Source organism: Gymnodinialimonas mytili, from assembly GCF_037544085.1.
Lineage (GTDB): Bacteria > Pseudomonadota > Alphaproteobacteria > Rhodobacterales > Rhodobacteraceae > Gymnodinialimonas > Gymnodinialimonas mytili.
Window position 1 is genome coordinate 1729908 of sequence record NZ_JBBIFW010000001.1, and the last position, 18888, is coordinate 1748795.

General features: G+C 58.6%; 19 protein-coding genes and 1 tRNA gene. 9 read left to right on the plus strand and 11 right to left on the minus strand.

What is annotated here, in order from left to right; genetic code table 11:
• Positions 1-125: 125 nt before the first annotated feature.
• Together dnaJ and dnaK are read right to left on the minus strand one after the other, a co-directional pair.
• Complete coding sequence (gene dnaJ / locus V8J82_RS08615) at positions 126-1286, minus strand: molecular chaperone DnaJ (RefSeq protein WP_339974214.1); 1161 nt, start codon at positions 1284-1286, stop codon at positions 126-128.
• Positions 1287-1358: 72 nt separating this feature from the next.
• Positions 1359-3290, minus strand: coding sequence for a molecular chaperone DnaK (dnaK, locus tag V8J82_RS08620; protein ID WP_339974216.1), 1932 nt, complete (start codon positions 3288-3290; stop codon positions 1359-1361).
• A gap of 180 nt (positions 3291-3470) precedes the next feature.
• Between dnaK and V8J82_RS08625 the strand changes: the two genes are divergently transcribed.
• Complete coding sequence (locus V8J82_RS08625) at positions 3471-4070, plus strand: alpha-ketoglutarate-dependent dioxygenase AlkB family protein (RefSeq protein WP_339974218.1); 600 nt, start codon at positions 3471-3473, stop codon at positions 4068-4070.
• Here the strand turns inward: V8J82_RS08625 and V8J82_RS08630 are convergent.
• Complete coding sequence (locus V8J82_RS08630; protein WP_339974221.1) at positions 4067-4687, minus strand: COG3650 family protein; 621 nt, start codon at positions 4685-4687, stop codon at positions 4067-4069. The two genes, V8J82_RS08625 and V8J82_RS08630, sit on opposite strands and share 4 nt — an antisense overlap.
• A gap of 19 nt (positions 4688-4706) precedes the next feature.
• On the minus strand, positions 4707-5528 hold the full coding sequence (locus tag V8J82_RS08635) for an ABC transporter permease (protein WP_339974223.1): 822 nt from the start codon (positions 5526-5528) through the stop codon (positions 4707-4709).
• Between the two features lie 144 nt (positions 5529-5672).
• On the opposite strand from V8J82_RS08635, the gene cysQ reads away from it, so the two are divergent.
• The 8 genes from cysQ to V8J82_RS08675 all read left to right on the plus strand — a co-directional run bounded on the left by cysQ (position 5673) and on the right by V8J82_RS08675 (position 14889).
• Positions 5673-6470 carry a 3'(2'),5'-bisphosphate nucleotidase CysQ gene (gene cysQ, locus V8J82_RS08640; RefSeq protein WP_339974225.1) on the plus strand — a complete coding sequence of 266 codons (798 nt, stop codon included), beginning with the start codon at positions 5673-5675 and terminating at the stop codon, positions 6468-6470.
• Positions 6467-7267 (plus strand): 3-deoxy-manno-octulosonate cytidylyltransferase, encoded by an 801-nt coding sequence (locus V8J82_RS08645; protein ID WP_339974227.1) that lies wholly within the window; start codon positions 6467-6469, stop codon positions 7265-7267. The genes cysQ and V8J82_RS08645 overlap by 4 nt, the downstream gene beginning before the upstream one ends.
• The gene (locus V8J82_RS08650) at positions 7267-8475 is read left to right on the plus strand and encodes a glycosyltransferase family 2 protein (protein ID WP_339974229.1); all 1209 of its coding nucleotides are present in this window, start codon (positions 7267-7269) and stop codon (positions 8473-8475) included. Before V8J82_RS08645 ends, V8J82_RS08650 begins: the two co-directional genes overlap by 1 nt.
• A 112-nt stretch (positions 8476-8587) precedes the next feature.
• Entirely contained in the window at positions 8588-9484 is an 897-nt protein-coding gene (gene galU / locus V8J82_RS08655) for a UTP--glucose-1-phosphate uridylyltransferase GalU (RefSeq protein WP_339974231.1), read from the plus strand.
• A 6-nt stretch (positions 9485-9490) separates the two neighbouring features.
• On the plus strand, positions 9491-10771 hold the full coding sequence (locus V8J82_RS08660) for a glycosyltransferase (RefSeq protein WP_339974233.1): 1281 nt from the start codon (positions 9491-9493) through the stop codon (positions 10769-10771).
• Positions 10737-11747, plus strand: coding sequence for a glycosyltransferase family 2 protein (locus tag V8J82_RS08665; protein ID WP_339974235.1), 1011 nt, complete (start codon positions 10737-10739; stop codon positions 11745-11747). Before V8J82_RS08660 ends, V8J82_RS08665 begins: the two co-directional genes overlap by 35 nt.
• A gap of 1 nt (position 11748) precedes the next feature.
• A complete protein-coding gene (locus V8J82_RS08670; protein WP_339974237.1) occupies positions 11749-13449 on the plus strand; it encodes a DUF5927 domain-containing protein in 1701 nt (566 codons plus the stop codon).
• Between the two features lie 3 nt (positions 13450-13452).
• Positions 13453-14889 (plus strand): nodulation protein NodH, encoded by a 1437-nt coding sequence (locus V8J82_RS08675; RefSeq protein ID WP_339974239.1) that lies wholly within the window; start codon positions 13453-13455, stop codon positions 14887-14889.
• Here the strand turns inward: V8J82_RS08675 and V8J82_RS08680 are convergent.
• The 7 genes from V8J82_RS08680 to V8J82_RS08710 all read right to left on the minus strand — a co-directional run bounded on the left by V8J82_RS08680 (position 14886) and on the right by V8J82_RS08710 (position 18860).
• The gene (locus V8J82_RS08680; protein WP_339974241.1) at positions 14886-15350 is read right to left on the minus strand and encodes a PTS sugar transporter subunit IIA; all 465 of its coding nucleotides are present in this window, start codon (positions 15348-15350) and stop codon (positions 14886-14888) included. The genes V8J82_RS08675 and V8J82_RS08680 overlap by 4 nt on opposite strands.
• A 62-nt stretch (positions 15351-15412) precedes the next feature.
• Positions 15413-15988, minus strand: a complete 576-nt coding sequence (gene hpf / locus V8J82_RS08685; protein WP_339974243.1) for a ribosome hibernation-promoting factor, HPF/YfiA family — start codon at positions 15986-15988, stop codon at positions 15413-15415.
• 201 nt (positions 15989-16189) lie between these two features.
• A complete protein-coding gene (lptB, locus tag V8J82_RS08690) occupies positions 16190-16939 on the minus strand; it encodes an LPS export ABC transporter ATP-binding protein (protein WP_339974245.1) in 750 nt (249 codons plus the stop codon).
• Entirely contained in the window at positions 16939-17424 is a 486-nt protein-coding gene (locus V8J82_RS08695; protein WP_339974247.1) for an LptA/OstA family protein, read from the minus strand. Before V8J82_RS08695 ends, lptB begins: the two co-directional genes overlap by 1 nt.
• A 16-nt stretch (positions 17425-17440) precedes the next feature.
• Positions 17441-18037: a hypothetical protein gene (locus V8J82_RS08700; protein WP_339974249.1), complete on the minus strand. Its 597-nt coding sequence runs from the start codon at positions 18035-18037 to the stop codon at positions 17441-17443.
• Between the two features lie 24 nt (positions 18038-18061).
• On the minus strand, positions 18062-18673 hold the full coding sequence (locus V8J82_RS08705; RefSeq protein ID WP_339974251.1) for a ribonuclease D: 612 nt from the start codon (positions 18671-18673) through the stop codon (positions 18062-18064).
• 100 nt (positions 18674-18773) lie between these two features.
• Positions 18774-18860, minus strand: a tRNA-Leu gene (locus V8J82_RS08710).
• Positions 18861-18888 lie beyond the last annotated feature (28 nt).

An 18888-nucleotide genomic window follows, 5' to 3' on the forward strand; every position in this document is an offset into this window, starting at 1 on the left:
CGGGCGATAGACCTGGTATATCTGACGGATATCTCCGGTATATCTTTGCACTCACAAGTAATCCGCACAAAAAAAGCCCCCGACCGATGGGCCAGGGGTTTTTGAATTCTCACGAACCTGTCGGGTTAGTCTTTGATCGAGTCCCAGAAGCTTTTGACCTTATCGAAGAATCCGCTGGCATTTGGATTGTTCGACTTGGCGCAGCTTTCTTCGAACTGGCGCAGCAGCTCTTTCTGCTCGCTGTTCAGCTTGACCGGCGTTTCGACCTGAAGCTCGATATACATGTCGCCTTCACCGGGACCACGCAGCGCAGGCATGCCCTTGCCGCGCAGCCGCATTTGCCGCCCAGCTTGGGAGCCTTCGGGCACACGCACACGGGAGCGTCCGCCATCGATTGTCGGAACCTCGATCTCGCCGCCAAGCGCGGCGGAGACCATTGAAACGGGAACGCGGCAGAACAGATCCATGCCTTCACGTTGGAACAGCGCGTGATCGGCCACTTCGATGAAGATGTAGAGATCACCGGTCGGGCCACCGCGTAGACCGGCCTCACCTTCGCCAGACAGACGGATGCGTGTCCCGGTTTCGACGCCCGCGGGAATATTCACGCTAAGCGCGCGCTCTTTCTCGGTCCGGCCGGCGCCGCCACAGGTGCGGCAAGGGTTTTTGACAATCTGACCGATCCCGGAACAGGTGGGGCAGGTGCGTTCGACGGTGAAAAAACCCTGCTGCGCGCGCACCTTCCCCATCCCGGAACAGGTGGGGCAGGTTGTCGGTTCGGCGCCACCTTCGGAGCCGGTACCGTCACAGGAACCACACGCCACCGAGGACGGGACAGTGATCTGCTTGTTCAGGCCCGAAAACGCCTCTTCGAGCGAGATTTTCAGGTTGTAGCGCAGATCGGATCCACGGGTCGCGCGGTTGCGTCCGCCGCCGGGGCGTCCACCCCGTTGACCGCCCATGAAATCGCCAAACAGATCTTCGAACACGTCAGAGAAGGCGCTTGCGAAATCACCTTGGCCCTGGGCGCCACCGGCGCGCGCACCGCCCGCCATGCCACCGTCGAAGGCCGCATGCCCAAACCGATCATAGGCAGCTTTCTTGTCGCCATCTTTTAGGACGTCATAAGCCTCGTTGGCTTCTTTGAATTGCGCTTCGGCATTCGGATTGTCGGCATTGCGGTCGGGGTGCAGTTCCTTGGCCTTCTTGCGATAGGCCTTCTTGATCTCGTCCGCCGACGCCCCCTTCGAGACGCCGAGCACCTCGTAATAGTCGCGTTTTGCCATGGGGTTCCCCTTCGGAAAAGCATGAACCGGCCCAGGTTTCCCACGGGCCGGTCACAAGGGTCTAAAAAGCGATCAGCCGCGCTTGCGGTCGTCGTCGAGATCTTCGAAATCGGCATCCACGATGTCTTCATCGACACCGCGTTGTTCATCACCGTCATCCAGATCGCTTTCATCGCCACCGGCGCCTTCGGCTTTCTCTTGCTCGGCCTTGTAGATCGCTTCACCCAGACGCATCGCCGCCTCGGTCACGTTCTGAATGCCGCCTTTGATTTTGGCCGCATCTTCGCTGTCGAGCGTTTCTTTCAGCGCGTTCAAGGCCAACTCGATCGCTTCGATGGTCGACGGATCGACTTTATCGCCGTGCTCTTCCATCGACTTTTCAGTGCCGTGGATCAGGCTTTCAGCCTGGTTCTTGGTTTCCACCAGATCCTTGCGATCCTTATCGGCCTCGGCATTTTCCTCGGCTTCGCGGACCATGCGGTCGATATCGTCATCGCTGAGACCGCCGGAGGCCTGGATCGTGATCTGCTGTTCCTTGCCGGTGCCTTTGTCCTTGGCGCCGACGGACACGATGCCGTTGGCGTCGATGTCGAACGTCACCTCGATCTGCGGCACGCCGCGCGGCGCGGGCGGGATGTTTTCAAGGTTAAACTGGCCGAGCATCTTGTTGTCGGCGGCCATTTCACGCTCACCCTGGAACACACGGATCGTCACGGCGTTCTGGTTGTCTTCCGCGGTCGAGAAGATCTGCGACTTTTTCGTCGGGATCGTCGTGTTGCGGTCGATCAGGCGGGTGAAGACACCGCCCAGCGTTTCGATGCCGAGCGACAGCGGCGTGACGTCGAGCAGAACCACGTCTTTCACGTCGCCCTGCAGAACACCGGCCTGAATGGCGGCGCCCATGGCGACGACCTCGTCGGGGTTCACGCCTTTATGGGGCTCTTTCCCGAAGAAGTTGGTCACTTCCTCGATCACCTTGGGCATGCGGGTCATCCCGCCGACCAGCACAACCTCATCGATATCGGTCTTGCTGAGGCCGGCATCTTTCAACGCGGCGGCGCAGGGCTTCATTGAGGCTTTGATCAGATCCGAGACCAGGCTTTCCAGCTTGGCACGGGTCAGCTTCATGACCATGTGCAGCGGCTGACCGTTGGCACCCATCGAGATGAAGGGCTGGTTGATTTCGGTCTGGCTAGAGGAGGACAGTTCGATCTTGGCTTTTTCGGCGGCTTCTTTCAGGCGCTGCAACGCCATCTTGTCAGCGGTCAGATCGACCTGGTTTTCCTTTTTGAACTCCTCAGCCAGGTAGTTCACGATCCGCATGTCGAAATCTTCACCACCCAGGAACGTGTCGCCATTGGTGGATTTCACTTCAAACAGGCCGTCATCGATTTCCAGGATGGTCACGTCGAATGTACCACCGCCCAGGTCATAGACCGCGATGGTGCGCGTTTCCTGCTTGTCGAGGCCGTAGGCAAGGGCGGCCGCCGTTGGCTCGTTGATGATGCGCAGCACTTCGAGGCCCGCGATCTTACCGGCATCTTTGGTGGCCTGGCGCTGGGCATCGTTGAAGTAAGCGGGCACCGTGATCACGGCCTGGTCGACATCTTCGCCCAGGTAGCTTTCCGCGGTTTCCTTCATCTTTTGCAGGATGAAGGCCGAGATCTGGCTGGACGAATATTTCTCACCCTTGGCCTCGACCCAGGCGTCGCCATTGCCGCCATCGATCACGTTGAACGGCAGGTTCTTTTTGTCTTTGTCCAGATGTTCGTCATCGAACCGCCGACCGATCAGGCGCTTGACGCCAAAGATCGTGTTTTCGGGGTTGGTGACGGCCTGGCGCTTGGCGGCTTGGCCCGCCAGACGTTCATCATCGGTGAAGGCGACAATCGACGGGGTCGTGCGCGCGCCTTCTGAGTTTTCGATCACGCGCGGCTGCGAGCCATCCATGATCGCCACGCAGGAGTTGGTGGTTCCCAGGTCAATTCCAATTACTTTAGCCATCTTGGTCAGGTCCCTTTCTTCAAGCGAACAGGCGGAGGCGGGTCCGATTGCGGCCCCCGTGCCGCCTTTGGCAATGTGATAGTCCCGGATCGGAGTGCCGTTCCAGGGTCCGGGCGTATATAAGAAGCACGTTTTGCCCCTGCAAGCGCTTGCGGGCAAAGGAATCGCGGGGAAATTGCGTTGATTGTCGATGTTGGTGGGATTGCGGTGCATCAGGGCCACTTGGGGGCCGGGGATCAGGCCGCTTTGGTTGAGGAGGTGCGGCACGTTGTTCAGGCGGCGCCGCTGTTTCGGCCCGAGACGAAACGCGGGCAGAAAATGTCGGTGCGAATGACATCTGCCGGGACGTTCGGCTGGATCTCGGACCGGAAGGGGTATCGGTACGAGCGGACGCATCCGGACGGTCATAAGTGGCCGCAAATCCCGCCATTGGCGCTGCGCGTATGGCGCGACGTATCCGGTGTGACGCGCGATCCGGAGAGCTGCCTGGTCAATTTCTACGATGCCGACGCCAAAATGGGGATGCATCAGGATCGGGACGAGGCGAATTTCGATATGCCGGTTGTGTCGATTTCGCTGGGCGACGCGGCGTTGTTCCGCGTTGGCGGATCAGAACGCGGCGGCAAGACGCAATCGATCTGGCTGGGTTCCGGCGATGTCGCGGTGATGGGCGGTGCTGCGCGGCTGAATTACCACGGGGTGGATCGCATCCGGCCCGGGTCATCGACCTTGTTGCCGAAAGGCGGGCGAATCAATCTAACCCTGCGCGTCGTCAGCTAGTTCAGGCGACAGCATCCTGTGAGATGCGAGATCTGGCCGGTCGTGTCGGAGAAGAAATCCAGGGTAAAGCCATAATCCCGGTCCGACATCCCGTCGGAGCAATAGGCGCGTCGGATGACGCCCAGAATCGGCCCGACGCTGCCGATGCCGTTGAAGCTTTGCACGCGCAGATCATTTGCCGAGGTCGCGTAGTTCGACAGATCGATATCCTCCGCCTCTTGTTCCGGCGTGTCGAGCGTTGCGATGCCGGGTGTATCGAGCGTCACGCTCCAAAACGGTTCGGTGCCGATACAGCGCAGCGGCATTTGAGAGAGGGGCTGAAATTGATCCTGACCCGGTTGCCTGTCCAGAAACGATGTGCTGGCCCAGGCCGTCAGTTCCGGTTGAGCGACCAGCGCCCAAGTCCCTGTATCATTCAGACCCAGTATTTCGACCGAGGTGGCATCGGGCGCAAGACTGCCGACAATCTCGGTGTCGGCGCCGGGCCCGGCGCGAAGGTTCAGAACGTCGTCGGATGCCACACCCTGGACATCGTAGCGCGCGGGAAACACCCCTTGTGCTTGGGCGCTCAGCGCAAAGAAGCTGAAGATCATCACAAACAAAAACCGGGCAATCATATCGATGTCCTTCGTTGGATCAGCGCCGCGCATCCCAAGATGCCGAGGCGTGCTTACGGGTGTAGAATTCCAGCATCAGGCCGATCAGAAGCAAAATCAGCGTCATGCTGATCGGAAAGACCTCATTCGTGACATGCGGGAAGTAGTTGACGAAGACGTCGCCGCGGATTTGATCGATGATGTGGAACAGCGGGTTCCACGTAAAGATCGGCAGCATGACGGATGGCAGCATGTTGGCAACGAACATCTTGCCGGAAAAGATCATGTTGGCGCGCATATAGATCATTGAAATCAGGTTCACCGCTTCGGGTGACCACGGCTTGAGCGCCATGAAGATGATCCCCAAGGCGAGCCCGAGAAGCCAGACCAGCAGATACATTTTCAGCGCGCCGGGCCAGTAATGGATCGAAATCGGCTCGATCACCGTGTGGATCAACAACAAGATGCACATGACCGCGATTGTCTGCGTGTAAAGCACCGACAAGGCCGCCGATATGATCGACACATAGGTATTCATCGGCGCGTGCTGCATCATCTGGCTGGTTGGTCCATCCGATGTCATGACGGCACGCAGGGTTTGGATATGGGTCAGGTACAGAAAAATGCCGGTCATCAGATACAGCATGAAGTTGCCGCGGATCGCGGCGCCTTGCATGCCGGTGAAGGCGAACATCAGATAGAAGAAGGCGATAAACAGAATGCTCTGTACGATCGACAGGATGATCGACAGCACGGCGTTGCCATGGGCCTTGCGAACCTTGCGGACCGTCGCATGAAAGGTCACCTCTGCCATCGAGAACATCAGACCAAGGGTCGATCTGGACTGGTGTTGTTGAAACATGAGCCTGCCTTATGTCCGCCCGCGCGGGTTTGAACTGCGCTGATTTCCGGTGTGGTACACCCCAAATAAGGCGACATCTTGCCATCACGCGTTGGTCGGTTGATAACCCGCACACGGTTAATTTTCAATTCAGCGGCGGCCCCCATGGATCACGAGATACTTCTAACGGTGATGCGAAAGGCGGCTTTGGCCGCCGGTGATGTGATTATGGAGGTCTATGGCGCTGCGGATTTTGACGTGAAAGTCAAATCCGACGACAGCCCGGTGACCGAAGCCGATGAACGTGCCGATGCCGTGATCTCGGATCATCTGCGCGCCGCATTCCCCGATATCGCCCTGGTCACCGAAGAACAGGCGGGCAGCCACGATGTCTCGGCCGATCGGTTCTTGATCGTCGATCCATTGGACGGAACCAAGGAGTTCATCAAGCGGCGGGGCGATTTCACGGTGAATATTGCCTTGGTCGAGAACGGCGTCCCGACCCGTGGGATCGTCTATGCGCCCGCAAAGGGCCGTTTGTTCTATACCGATGCCACCGGTCAGAGTGTGGAAGAGGCGGGGCCGTTTGACCCGGAGGTACCCGGCGCCCTGACACAGCTGAGTGTGGCTAAGGCGGACAATGCCGCGTTACGGGTTGTCGCCTCAAAATCGCATCGGGACCAGGCGACGGATGATTACATTGGAAAATACGCCTGTGCTGACACGAAAAGCGCCGGATCGTCGCTGAAATTCTGTCTTGTGGCGACGGGAGAGGCGGATCTGTATCCGCGGCTTGGGCGCACGATGGAATGGGATACTGCCGCGGGCGATGCCGTGTTGCGCGGTGCGGGCGGGCGCATGGTGCGGTTCGAGGATCATGCGCCGTTCGACTATGGAAAAGCCGGATTTGCCAACGGGTTTTTCATTGCCGCATCACCGAATGTGGATCTGAAAGCGCCGTGAGCGTCGTTTGCGTCATTCCGGCGCGCTATGCCTCGACCCGCTACCCGGGAAAACCCTTGGCGATGTTGACCGGCGCGACCGGTCAATCCACCAGCCTGATCGAACGATCCTGGCGCGCTGCGCAGGATGTGACCGGCTTGGATGCCATCTATGTCGCCACCGATGATGACCGGATTGCCGAGGCGGCGCGGGGATTTGGCGCTGACGTTCTGATGACGTCATCGGAGGCCCGCAATGGGACAGAACGCTGTGCCGAGGCGTTGGAGATCCTGGGCGACGATGTCGAGATTGTGGTGAACCTGCAAGGGGACGCGCCGCTGACGCCGCCCTGGTTTCTGGAACAATTGATTGACGGTTTGCGCGGCGATGCGCAGGCGGCTTTGGCCACGCCGATTTTGCGCTGCGATGGCGAGACGCTGACGGCGTTTAAGGCTGACCGCGCCGCTGGGCGCGTGGGCGGGACCACCGCGGTGGCGGATAGCAAGATGCGGGCGCTCTATTTCTCGAAAGAGGTGGTGCCGTTCACCGCTGAGACCTATGCGGATGAGGCTGAGACGCCGGTTTTTCATCATGTCGGGGTCTATGCCTATCGGCCCTGGGCGCTCAGGGCCTATCCACATTGGTCTATTGGCCCGTTAGAGACGCTTGAGGGCCTGGAGCAGCTGCGCTTTCTGGAGGCGGGCCACCCGGTTTTATGCGTCGAGGTCGAGGCGCGGGGCGCCAAGTTCTGGGAATTGAACAACCCCGAAGACATCCCGCGGATCGAGGCAATGCTGCGCGAGATGGGCGCGCCGTAATGGCGCCGGACGAACTGAGCGTCATCGTCGTGAGCTGGGGTCGCCCCGATGCATTGCGGCGCTGTCTTCTGAGCCTATCGCAACAATGCCGGTCCGGATGTGAGGTCATTGTCGTTGCGGATCCGGCGGGTTTGGCGTCGGCGCGGTCGCTGCCCTTTGCGGATCGTTTGAAGCTGGTTGACCAGGACGGCCCCAATGTTTCGCGCGCGCGGAATGCTGGGCTTTCGCAGGCCGCGGGTCAGGTGGTGGCCTTCATCGATGATGATGCCATCGCTGAGCCGACATGGGTCGCGGCCATCTGCGCCGCATTTGACAATCCCGGCATTGCCGCACTTACCGGACCCGTTTTGGGCCGAAACGGGACTTCTCTGCAATGGGGGCCGCTTGCGGTGAACGCATGTGCCCAAGATACCCCGATGGAGGCCGATGGACGGGTTCCCGATGGTTATGTCCGCAAGCTGCAGGGCACAAACATGGCGTTCCGTCGGGCAGTATTCGAGGATCTTGGTGGGTTTGACGAAGGCTTTGCCTTCTATCTGGACGACACGGATATCGCGCTGCGCCTTGGCCGCGCAGGTTTGCAGAGCATGTGGGTGCCGAATGCCGTCGTGCATCACAGCTTTGCTGCAAGCGCCCGCAGAACCGGACAGCGCGTGCCATTGAGCCTTGAGGATATTGGCGCCTCGACCGCTTTGTTTCTGCGAAAACATGCGCCGGTTGAGGATCATGCGCGCGTCATTCGCGACCTGGAGGCGGCGCAGAGCACACGGCTTCTGCAATTGGCGCGGACCCGCAAGCTGAATGATTCGGCGATGCGTGGTTTGATGGAGTCGCTGCGAGACGGTCTTGCTGCAGGTGCAGCATCCGAAAATTTTACGCCGCCTGTCAAAGAAGCACTGTGCGGGTTTTTGCGCCTTGTAAGCGGTGATCCGCCCGGTCATCGGGTCCTGTCCGGGTGGTCGATAAAAGCCTCTGGACTACGAAAACGGGCCGCAGACTTGGTTGCGGATGGGTTCGGTGTGACTTTGCTGCTCTTCGATCTAACACCCCGAAAGCATAAGGTTTTCTATACCGACACCGGTTGGTGGGAACAGATGGGCGGGCTGTATGGCGCCGCGAATCGCGATGGCCCGCGATTGCGGTTTTCGACATTCAAAAGCCGTCGATGCGAAGAAATCCGCCGTATTTCTGACATACGCGGTCTCTAGCCATCGTGGGGAGCAGGTGATTTAGCTTCCCCATGTGGCAAGGCGTGTTTCGTGATAGAAATATGCACAGACGAAAGACCACATAACTGGACGCGCGAAGACGAGGCTAGGTATGAGAAAAAAAGTAACGACGGCGATTTTTCCCGTTGCAGGTTTGGGCACACGGTTCCTGCCAGCGACGAAATCGATCCCGAAAGAGATCATGACCTTGGTGGATCGCCCGTTGATCCAATATGCCATCGACGAGGCGCGGGCCGCCGGCATCACCGAATTCATCTTCGTGACCAGCCGCGGCAAAGGCGCATTGGAAGATTATTTCGACCATTCGCCGCAGCTTGAAGACACCTTACGCCAAAAGGGCAAAGATGAGCTTTTGGGTAAATTGCTGGACACCAACATGGATTCCGGCGCGATCGCCTATGTGCGGCAGCACAAGGCGCTTGGCCTTGGCCACGCCGTTTGGTGCGCGCGGCGTCTGTTGGCGTCTGATGAGCCCTTTGCGGTGATGTTGCCGGATGACGTGATTGCATCCGATACGCCGTGCTTGCAGCAGATGGTCGAAGCCCATGCCGAGACCGGCGGCAATATGGTGGCTGCGATGGAAGTACCCGACGACAAAGTGTCTTCTTATGGTGTGTTGGATATCAAAGACGATATGGGATCGGTTGTGTCGGTCAAAGGCATGGTCGAAAAGCCCCCTCTGGATCAAGCGCCGTCGAACCTGGCGGTCATTGGCCGTTATATCCTGACGCCCGAAACCATGTCGCATCTGGATCAGATGAAGACCGGTGCGGGCGGAGAGATCCAACTGACTGACGCCATCGCTGCCGAAATCAACCGCAGCGAGAATGTTTATGGCTACCGGTTCAAGGGTCAGCGCTTCGATTGTGGATCGAAGGCCGGATTCTTGCAGGCGACGGTCGCCTTTGGTCTGGCCCGCGATGATCTGCGGGAAGAATTCCAGAATTACCTGTCGGACATGATGCCCGTCCGCAGCGCGGCGCAATAACGCCCCATGGTCCGCGCGACTGGGCTGCGGGCGATATCTGGGCTTTGGCTAGATGTCACACGGCTCGCGTCCCGCGCGAGCCGTTTTCCGTTGACGGGGATTGACCGGGTCGAACTGGCATATCTGCGTGCGGCACTTGGGGCGAATGCGCGGTTCTTATGCCGGACCACACGTGGATATCTGCTATTGGATGATCGCGGCGCCACTGTTTTGGCCGAATTGGCCGAGCAAACCCGCGCGCCCGTGTCGGCGGATGCCCTGTCCGCACTGTTGCTGAAATCAGATGAGATGCGTCACCGGGTGGAGGCCACCCTACGCCCTCATGCCATGGACCGATGTCTGCCCCACAGGCTGTCGCATCTGATCGATCGGCACGGCGCAGAGGGGATGACCTATCTGAATGTTGGGCATTCGAACCTGTCCCAAGCGACATTGGGAGCGTTTCATGACCGCCCCGGCACGTTTGTCACCGTTTTGATCCATGATCTAATCCCGATACTTCATCCCGATCTTGTAGCTGATGGCATGGCTGAGGCATTTGCCGGACGCGTCGATGCTGTGCGACGCCATGCGGATCTTGTGATCTGCAATTCCCGTGCGACATTGTCTGATTTGGAGGGGGTTTGGGCGCAAACTTCCCAGGCGCCGCCTTCCATTTCGGTTCCTCTGGGGGTGCGTCGGGCGCCGCTGTTGGACGACCTGGACCGCGATCCGCGCCATTTCATCATGTTGGGCACGATTGAACCGCGCAAGAACCACGCGCTGATGATCGATGTGTGGGAGATGTTGGCCAAAGAGCTGTCTGCCGCCGAGATGCCGCAGCTACACATTATCGGAAGCTGGGGCTGGAAATCGGATGCGCTGAAGGCGCGACTTCAGGCTCACCCGCAGCTTGGGCATATGATCCACCTGGAAGGCGGGCTATCCGACGATCAGGTGCAGAACCATCTGGCCCGCGCAAACGCGTTGCTGTTCCCGTCCTTGGCCGAAGGATACGGGTATCCCCCGTTGGAAGCAGCACTGGCCGGAGCCATGCCAATCTGTTCGGATCTGCCGGTGTTCCGCGAAACCTTAAGCGATTGCGTCATTTACGTGACAGCCGATGACGCTACTTCATGGAAAGAAACGATTAAGCAACAAATTCGCTGTATACAGGTGAAACCTGATCTGGGGCGGCTATCCGTCCCGACTTGGGACGAACACTTTGGAGCGGTGGTCGCAGAACTTGACCGCCGAAGGGGAGAGGCCGCCAATGCAGGCGATCCAGCGATACGGATTGCGCCTTGAACGCAAGCGTTTCCTTGCGCGTGCCTGGCGCAAATCGCGTGGCCTGGAAGAGGTTGCCGATCGCACCGATGCCATTCGCGAGGGCGATATCCTGTGTTTCTGCACGCTGCGCAACGAGCGGGTCCGCCTGAAATACTTCCTGGATTACTACCGTGATCGTGGCGTTGCGCATTTCGTGTTCGTCGACAATGACAGCACCGATGGGAGCCGAGAGTTTCTGGCCGAGCAACCGGATTGTTCCACCTGGTGGACCGATGAAAGCTATAAGCGCGCCCGGTTTGGGATGGATTGGTTGAACCGTCTTCTGCGCCTTTACGGGCATGATCATTGGTGTCTGACCGTCGATCTTGATGAATTTCTGGTCTATCCGTTCTCCGATACGCGACCGATCCCGGCGCTGACCGACTGGCTGGAAGCGTCCTCCATCAAGTCCTTTGGCGCGATGCTGCTGGATATGTATCCCAAGGGCCCGCTGAGCGCGCAGCCCTATCAAGAGGGTCAGAACCCAATCGACATTGCTTGCTGGTTCGATCCCGGCAACTACACGATTGAGCGCAATTGGAGTTATGGGAACCTCTGGATCCAGGGCGGCCCCCGAGCCCGGATGTTCTTTACCGACGGTCCTGAACGGGCGCCTGCGCTGAACAAGATCCCTCTGGTGCGTTGGAAACGGCATTACGCCTATGCCTCATCGACGCATATGCTGCTCCCGCGGGGGTTGAACCTGGTTTATGACGAATGGGGCGGCGAAAAGGCCTCTGGCGTTCTGCTACATGCCAAGCTTTTGGATACGTTCAACAAAAAGGCCCGCGAAGAGCTGGTTCGCAAACAGCATTATGGGGCTTCGGCTGAATACAAGGCCTACGTCGCAGGTCTTGAGGAGAACACCGATTTTTGGACGAAATGGTCCGAGAAATACATCAATTGGCGCCAGCTTGAGATCCTGGGGCTGATGTCAAAAGGAAATTGGGCGTAAGATGAGTACGCTGGGCTTCATCATGATCTGCCACACGGCGCTGGACCGTGCGGCGCAGGTTGCGCGCCATTGGGCGGAACGCGATTGCCCGGTTGTGATCCATTTGGATCGTCGCGTGGCGCGGGCGGAGTTCGACAGATTTCGCCAAATGCTCGCCGATCTGGACAATGTGAAGTTCTGCAAGCGGCGTCGGTGTGAATGGGGCACCTGGAGCTTGGTCTCGGCCACTCAGGACGCATCCGAGATGATGTTGTCGGACTTCCCGGGTGTGCGGCATGTCTACCTTGCCTCGGGGTCGTGTTTGCCGCTGCGCTCGATCGATGAGCTGCGCGCTTATCTGGCCGCGCGGCCGACGACGGATTTTATCGAAAGCGTGACATTGCGGGATGTGGATTGGACAATTGACGGGTTGAACACGGAACGGTTTCAACTGCGGTTTCCGTTTTCATGGAAACGTCAACGGTGGCTCTTTGATCGATTTGTGGAGCTTCAGCGGCGCTTGGGCCTGCGCCGCAAAACGCCCGAGGGTTTGCTGCCGCATCTGGGTAGTCAATGGTGGTGTCTGTCGCGCCAAACGCTAAGCGCAATTTTGCAGGACCCGAAGCGGCGCCAATATGACGGTTACTTCAAACTCGTTTGGATCCCCGACGAAAGCTATTATCAGACCCTGGTCCGTAACTATTCCCGTGACATCGAAAGCCGGTCACTGACCCTGTCGAAGTTCGATTTTCAGGGCAAGCCGCATGTCTTCTACGATGATCATCTGCATCTCTTGCGCCGGTCGGATTGTTTTGTGGCGCGTAAGATCTGGCCCAAGGCAGACCGATTGTATCGCACGTTTCTGACCCAGGCAGATGACGACAGAAGGATGGCGGAGCCGACGCCCGGCAAGATCGACCGCGTCTTTGCAAAAGCGTTGGAGCGTCGCGTTCGCGGCCGTCCGGGTCTGTATATGCAAAGCCGTTTTCCGAACCCCGATTGGGAAAACGGAAAATCCGCGGCACCCTATTCCGTGTTTCATGGCTTCAACGAGCTGTTTTTGGATTTTGAGCCTTGGCTGTCGCGCCGCTTGGGCACCAATGTGCATGGCAACCTGTTCGCGCCGTCCCGTGCGCAGTTTGCGGGCGGGGCCGACACCTATGCAGGCTGCTTGTCGGACAATGCCAAGTTGCGCGACTACAACCCGGAACGGTTTCTGACCAACCTGATCTGGAACACCAGGGGCGAGCGTCAGGTGTTCATGTTCGGCCCGGATGACAACCAACGCCACGGGGCCTTCATGGCATCCGATTCCAACGCGCAATTGTCGATCATCACCGGCGCCTGGGCGGTGCGTTTGTTCACCGCCAACCGCGACTTCACTGATATTCGCGCCGAAGCGGCCCGCCTTCAAAAGACTGAAATCGATTTTGTGAATGCCCTGCGCGATGTGCGCGCCCGCGCCGAAATCCGCATCTGGTCGTTGGCGGAATTTATAGAAGAACCGATGGAAAACCTGCAACGTATCCTGGATTCGATGGAAGGCGCCCATGCCAGCCGTCTGACCGAGGCGCCGCGCATGACAAACTTCGATGGATTCCCCAAATTTCTTCAGAATCTGAAGAACCAGGGCATGGATCCGTTTTCAGTGGGTGACTTTCCCTCCGAAGGGGTCAGACCGCTCCGGCCGACATCGGAAAACCGACCTTATTTGGTGCGCTAGATCATGGGGCGGCGGTTCGACGGATTTGTCCTATTCGCCGAGATGCGGACCGGTTCAAACTCTCTCGAAGAAAGCTTGAATGCCTTCGCCGATCTGAACTGCTTGGGTGAGGTCTTCAATCCCGTTTTCATGGGTCATCACGATTGCCATGACTTGCTCGGCTATGACATGGATCGGCGCGAGGCTGACCCGATTGGATTGCTGGATAAGATTTTGGCGCAGAACGGTCCGTTGTCAGGATTTCGTCTGTTCCACGATCACGATCCGCGGATTATCGAACGCGTCTTGCCGGACCCGCGGATTGCAAAGATCATCCTGACCCGGAACCCGCTTGATAGCTATGTCAGCCGCAAGATTGCTGTAGCCACCGACCAATGGCGATTAACGGATGTGAAGCACGCAAAAACCGCAAAAGTCCGGTTCGTCGCCCGTGAGTTTTCAACTCTTCTAGATGATCTGAACGGGTTCCAAGCCCGTTTGAAGCGCGCATTGCAAGTCACCGGGCAAAGCGCGTTTCAGATTGCGTATGATGATATCAACGACGTCGATGTGTTGAACGGTCTTGCTGGGTTCCTTGGATCAACCGAACGGATCGATTCCGCGTCATCGAGGCTGAAACGGCAGAACCCGATCCCCTTGCGCGACAAGGTCGAGAACTACGATGAGATGGTCGCCAGCTTGGCAGACCTGGATCGCTTCGGCCTAGATCGTGCTCCCGATTTTGAACCCGAGCGTACCGCCCAGGTCCGCCAATTTGTGGCGCATCCGTTATATGGCCTGCTGTTTTGCCCCATCAAAGGTGCGGCCACGGACAACGTCACCGATTGGTTGGCGCAGATCGGCGAGGTCGGACATGATGCATTGCTGACGCAGATGACCCAAAAGGATCTGCGTGTTTGGATGAAGGCCCATCCGGGGTTTCGCAGCTTTAGCGTTTTGCGACATCCGGTCGAACGTCTGTTCACGGTGTTCAACCAGTTTATCCTGCCCGATACGGACCCCGCTTATGCTGGTCCACGTCGGATGCTGCGGAAGCGCTACAACGTTCCGATCCACGATGGCACGCCCGGACCGGATTGGTCGCTTACGGATCACGGGGCTGCCTTCGCCGCCTTTGCCGAGGTGATGAAAGGCAATCTTGCCGGGCAGACAAATCTGCGGGTGGATCAGGCCTGGGCCAGCCAAGCAGCGATTTTGCAAGGGTTTTGCAAGGTTGTTGTCCCGCAATCCGTATTGCATGAGGCGCATCTGCCGAGTGCATTGCCGCTATTGGCGCAGGATGTCGGTGTTGCCGACATCCCAGCGGTCGAGATGGAACAGCCCACGGGTCCGTTCGACCTATCTGCAATCTATGATGGCAAAATCGAACGAACCATCATCGCCGCCTATCGGCGCGACTATCATATGTTCGGCTTCCAACGATGGGCGCAGGCGGGCTAGGCCGCGCGGTGGGATTGCGCGTCGGTCAACAGCGCATAGAGCGCCGCGGGATCGCTATTGGCCCGCAGTTTGGCGCACAGTGCCGAATTGCGGAGCGTGCGAGAGACCAGGGCCAGCGCCTTTAGATGCTCCACCCCCGACGCCGAGGGCGCCAGGAGCGTGAAAACCAGATCGACCGGTTGACGGTCGGCGGCATCGAAATCGATGCCACGCTCCAGCCGGAAAAAGACACCGCGCACCTCGGTCAACTCATCCAGCCGCGCATGGGGCAGGGCCACGCCATGTCCCACACCCGTCGGACCAAGCCCCTCACGCTCTTGCAGCGCTTCGAAGATCCGTTGAGCGTCAACGCCTGTCAGCTGTTCAGCCGTGTCAGACAGCGCCTGCATCAGGCGCTTTTTGCTGGTGACATCGCTAACGACTTTAATGGCCTGCGGTGCAAGCAAAGTAGGTAGATCCATGTCCGTGCCTTATCCCTTTTGAACGGCCAGCACGCTGACCGTCCCCCGGTGCAGCCGTTCGGTTAATCGGTGCGCGGATCAATCCACCCGACGTTCCCATCGTCGCGGCGGTAGACCACATTCACCCGATCCTGTCCCTCATTTCGGAACACCAGCAAAGGCGCTCCTGCAATCTCCATCTGCATTACGGCTTCTCCGACCGACAAGGATGGAATACGTGTTTCCATCTCAGCCACGATGATGGGCTGTAGGCTGTCGGGTTCGGGGTCGTCGTTGGTCGCTTCAGATGACGCCAGGATATACGAGGCTGCGCCAAAGACATCAATGGGTGTGGTCCGTTCGCGGTGGTGATCCTTTAGGCGGCGCTTGTAGCGGCGCAACTGCTTTTCCAGCTTATCGGCTGTTGCCTCGAACGAGGCATAGATCTCATGGGCGTGCCCCTTGGCCGAGGCGGTCAGCCCGGTGGAGAGATGCACAGCGGTTTCACAAACAAATTCAGAGCCGGATTTAGAGAAAATCACCGTCGCGTCGGTTGGCCGCCCAGCATATTTTTCGGCAATGGTGCTGAGACTGTCCTGCACATGGGTTTGCAGGGCCTGTCCGATTTCGATCTGTTTTCCGCTGATCTGATACCGCATGAAGCCTCCGATATTATTTGAAGTGACACCAAACCCGTTTCCGGTGGTTAAGGAATTGGGTTTGGATGTGGGTGACCGTTTGCCGGGGAGGTCCAAAATGTCGGACATGGGGCAAGCCGGTCGGGGATGAAGCGAACGCAACCATCCCACGTATTTGGCGACGAGTCGCCCCGTGCTGTCAACGCAAAGCGTGATAGGAAGTCACGTGATGCGGAACGATTGGCCCAGATAGACACGCCGCACATTTTCATCGCGAACCACCTCTTCCGCTGTGCCTGACATGATGATGGCGCCGTCATGCAAGATGTAGGCCCGATCGACAATTGCCAATGTTTCCTGGACGTTATGGTCGGTAATCAGAACGCCGATGCCGCGGGTCTTCAGCTCCCCAACCAGAGCGCGGATGTCGCCGACAGCGATGGGATCGACACCCGCAAAGGGTTCATCCAGCAGCACATATCGCGGATCAGAGGCAAGGCATCGTGCAATCTCGGCCCGGCGGCGTTCGCCCCCCGACAACGACAAGGCCGGCGCGCGACGCAGATGTTCGATGCTAAACTCGCTCAGCAATTCCTCCAGCCGGTCGCGCCGTCGTTTGCGGTTCTTTTCGACGATCTCCAGGATCGACATGATGTTGTCTTCGACGCTGAGACCGCGAAAAATCGACATTTCCTGGGGCAGATAGCCCACGCCGGCGCGGGCGCGACGATACATCGGGAACAGCGTCACATCCTGCCCATCGATGGAGACGCGGCCGCCATCAGGGGTGATGAGCCCTGCGATGCAGTAAAATGAGGTTGTCTTTCCTGAGCCGTTGGGGCCGAGCAGAGCCACCACTTCGCCGCGATTCAGTTCCAACGTGACGTCGCGGATAACGGGGCGGCGGCGATAGCTTTTGCGCAGCTTTTCAACGCGCAGACCGGCGGAGCCTTCGGTGACGTCCAATGCCATTACTCACCGCCCAAAACGGTGCGCACGCGGCCATCGACCGATCCATTGCCGGTTTCCATGTTCACCACCATGCTGTCGCCTGCGATTGCCGTCGTGCCTTGGGTCACCAAGACGTTTCCAGTCAGGGTCAGCAAGGATGAGGCGACGCTATAAACGGCTCGGGCGCCTTCGGCCGCATCCGTGCCGCGGGTGATCAAGACGCCGCCTGTCGCGATTACTTCGCGGACATCATTGGCCGAGGTGCCGCCGGGCTCGTCGATGACGCGCACACGGGCCGCAGCCATGCGCAGATCGCCCTGTATGACAATGACATTGCCGGTAAAAATGGCTTCGCCCGAGGTTTGATCCACAGTCAGCGTATCTGATGTGATCTCAACCGGTTGGCTATTGTCATAAACAACGCCCCCAAAGCCGATATCAACCTGCGCCATGGCCAGACCGGGCAGCAGCGTCAGGGCAAGGCAAAGGGCAAGGAGGCGGTGCATGGATGAAAGACCTTCGTTAATTCTGAGGCTCATATAGCACCCGGACGGAGCCGTTGAAACGCAGGATTGTGGCGCCATCGGGGCCGCTGAGATCCATTGTGTCCGCCGTCAAGTCGAGGCCTGGACCGGTTACATGCACAGGCGTCGGCGCATGCACGTCAACGGCATCCAGGGCGAGGTTCAAGCGCTCACTTTCCAATTGGTAGCCAAGCGATGAGGTGACGATCACGCCGTCGGTCAGACTGGCCTGCTGCGCGGCCATATCGAAATCGCCAAAAACCGAATCAAGCGTCAGATAGGCATCGCCCGACAGGTCCATCTGCCCTTCGATGTTTTGGGCCCGGATGCGGTCGGTTTCCGTCCCATCGATTGTCGCGACATCCGCGATCATGATCAATTCGCGTCCTTGGTCCAAAACACCGGCAAATCGCGGCTGCGCGACGCGTTGTTCACGCACGATCTGATCGATGTCGACTTCGGCATAGGGCAGGGCAGCATCGGGATCGGGATTGGAGGCGAACAGAAACAAGGTCGACATCAGGGCAAGCGCCATGAGCGGCAAGGTGATTTTCACCCAAACCACGATTGAAGAGTACAGATTGTTGCGTGCCATGGCGGGCCCTTTCGCCGGGGCGGATCAATGGGCGAAGATATCAATCTCCGGCCAACCGGCGAGATCCAGTTTCGCACGCATCGGCAGAAACTCAAAACACGCCTGTGCGATATCCATCCGCCCTTCGCGTACCAACATGTCGTTCAGCGCATCGCGCAGCCGATGCAGATAGAGAACGTCAGAGGCCGCATAGGCTTGTTGCGCATCGCTCAACGTCTCGGCGCCCCAATCGGAGCTTTGCTGTTGTTTGGAAATGTCGACGTCCAGCAATTCCTGCAGCAGGTTTTTCAGCCCATGCCGGTCAGTATAGGTGCGCACCAGCTTGGAGGCGATTTTGGTGCAATAGACCGGCGCCGTCAGCGCACCGAAGGCGTGATACATTGCTGCGATGTCAAAGCGCCCGAAATGGAACAGTTTGAGCGTATCGGGATCTTCCAACAGACGGGCAAGATTGGGTGCGTCGGTCTGCCCCTTGGCGACCTGCACCAAATGCGCGTTCCCATCACCATCGGACAATTGCACCACACACAGACGATCCCGGTGCGGGTGTAAGCCCATGGTCTCGCAATCAATGGCGACGACCGGGCCCAGTTCTAGGTCATCTGGCAAATCATTTTGGTAAAGATGGATCGTCATATTGCGCTGTCCCTTCCGTCGGGAATTGGTCGTATGGTCCGTGCGGAAATGATGCGCTGTTCCGGTTAAGGAAGTGCTGCTGCACATCGCCGGAACGACTTGGTGCCCAGGAGAGGACTCGAACCTCCACGTCCATACAGACACCAGCACCTGAAGCTGGCGCGTCTACCAATTCCGCCACCTGGGCAGGTGTCGTGAGAGCGGCTGATATATCC

Coding starts and splice junctions, on each gene's coding strand:
- V8J82_RS08670 (WP_339974237.1), top strand. CDS start 11,749: ATGAGTACGCTGGGCTTCATCATGATCTGCCACACGGCGCTGGACCGT.
- dnaK (WP_339974216.1), bottom strand. CDS start 3,290: ATGGCTAAAGTAATTGGAATTGACCTGGGAACCACCAACTCCTGCGTG.
- hpf (WP_339974243.1), bottom strand. CDS start 15,988: ATGCGGTATCAGATCAGCGGAAAACAGATCGAAATCGGACAGGCCCTG.
- V8J82_RS08695 (WP_339974247.1), bottom strand. CDS start 17,424: ATGCACCGCCTCCTTGCCCTTTGCCTTGCCCTGACGCTGCTGCCCGGT.
- dnaJ (WP_339974214.1), bottom strand. CDS start 1,286: ATGGCAAAACGCGACTATTACGAGGTGCTCGGCGTCTCGAAGGGGGCG.
- V8J82_RS08650 (WP_339974229.1), top strand. CDS start 7,267: ATGGCGCCGGACGAACTGAGCGTCATCGTCGTGAGCTGGGGTCGCCCC.
- V8J82_RS08675 (WP_339974239.1), top strand. CDS start 13,453: ATGGGGCGGCGGTTCGACGGATTTGTCCTATTCGCCGAGATGCGGACC.
- V8J82_RS08680 (WP_339974241.1), bottom strand. CDS start 15,350: ATGGATCTACCTACTTTGCTTGCACCGCAGGCCATTAAAGTCGTTAGC.
- V8J82_RS08630 (WP_339974221.1), bottom strand. CDS start 4,687: ATGATTGCCCGGTTTTTGTTTGTGATGATCTTCAGCTTCTTTGCGCTG.
- galU (WP_339974231.1), top strand. CDS start 8,588: ATGAGAAAAAAAGTAACGACGGCGATTTTTCCCGTTGCAGGTTTGGGC.
- lptB (WP_339974245.1), bottom strand. CDS start 16,939: ATGGCATTGGACGTCACCGAAGGCTCCGCCGGTCTGCGCGTTGAAAAG.
- V8J82_RS08700 (WP_339974249.1), bottom strand. CDS start 18,037: ATGGCACGCAACAATCTGTACTCTTCAATCGTGGTTTGGGTGAAAATC.
- V8J82_RS08665 (WP_339974235.1), top strand. CDS start 10,737: ATGCAGGCGATCCAGCGATACGGATTGCGCCTTGAACGCAAGCGTTTC.
- cysQ (WP_339974225.1), top strand. CDS start 5,673: ATGGATCACGAGATACTTCTAACGGTGATGCGAAAGGCGGCTTTGGCC.
- V8J82_RS08705 (WP_339974251.1), bottom strand. CDS start 18,673: ATGACGATCCATCTTTACCAAAATGATTTGCCAGATGACCTAGAACTG.
- V8J82_RS08660 (WP_339974233.1), top strand. CDS start 9,491: ATGGTCCGCGCGACTGGGCTGCGGGCGATATCTGGGCTTTGGCTAGAT.
- V8J82_RS08635 (WP_339974223.1), bottom strand. CDS start 5,528: ATGTTTCAACAACACCAGTCCAGATCGACCCTTGGTCTGATGTTCTCG.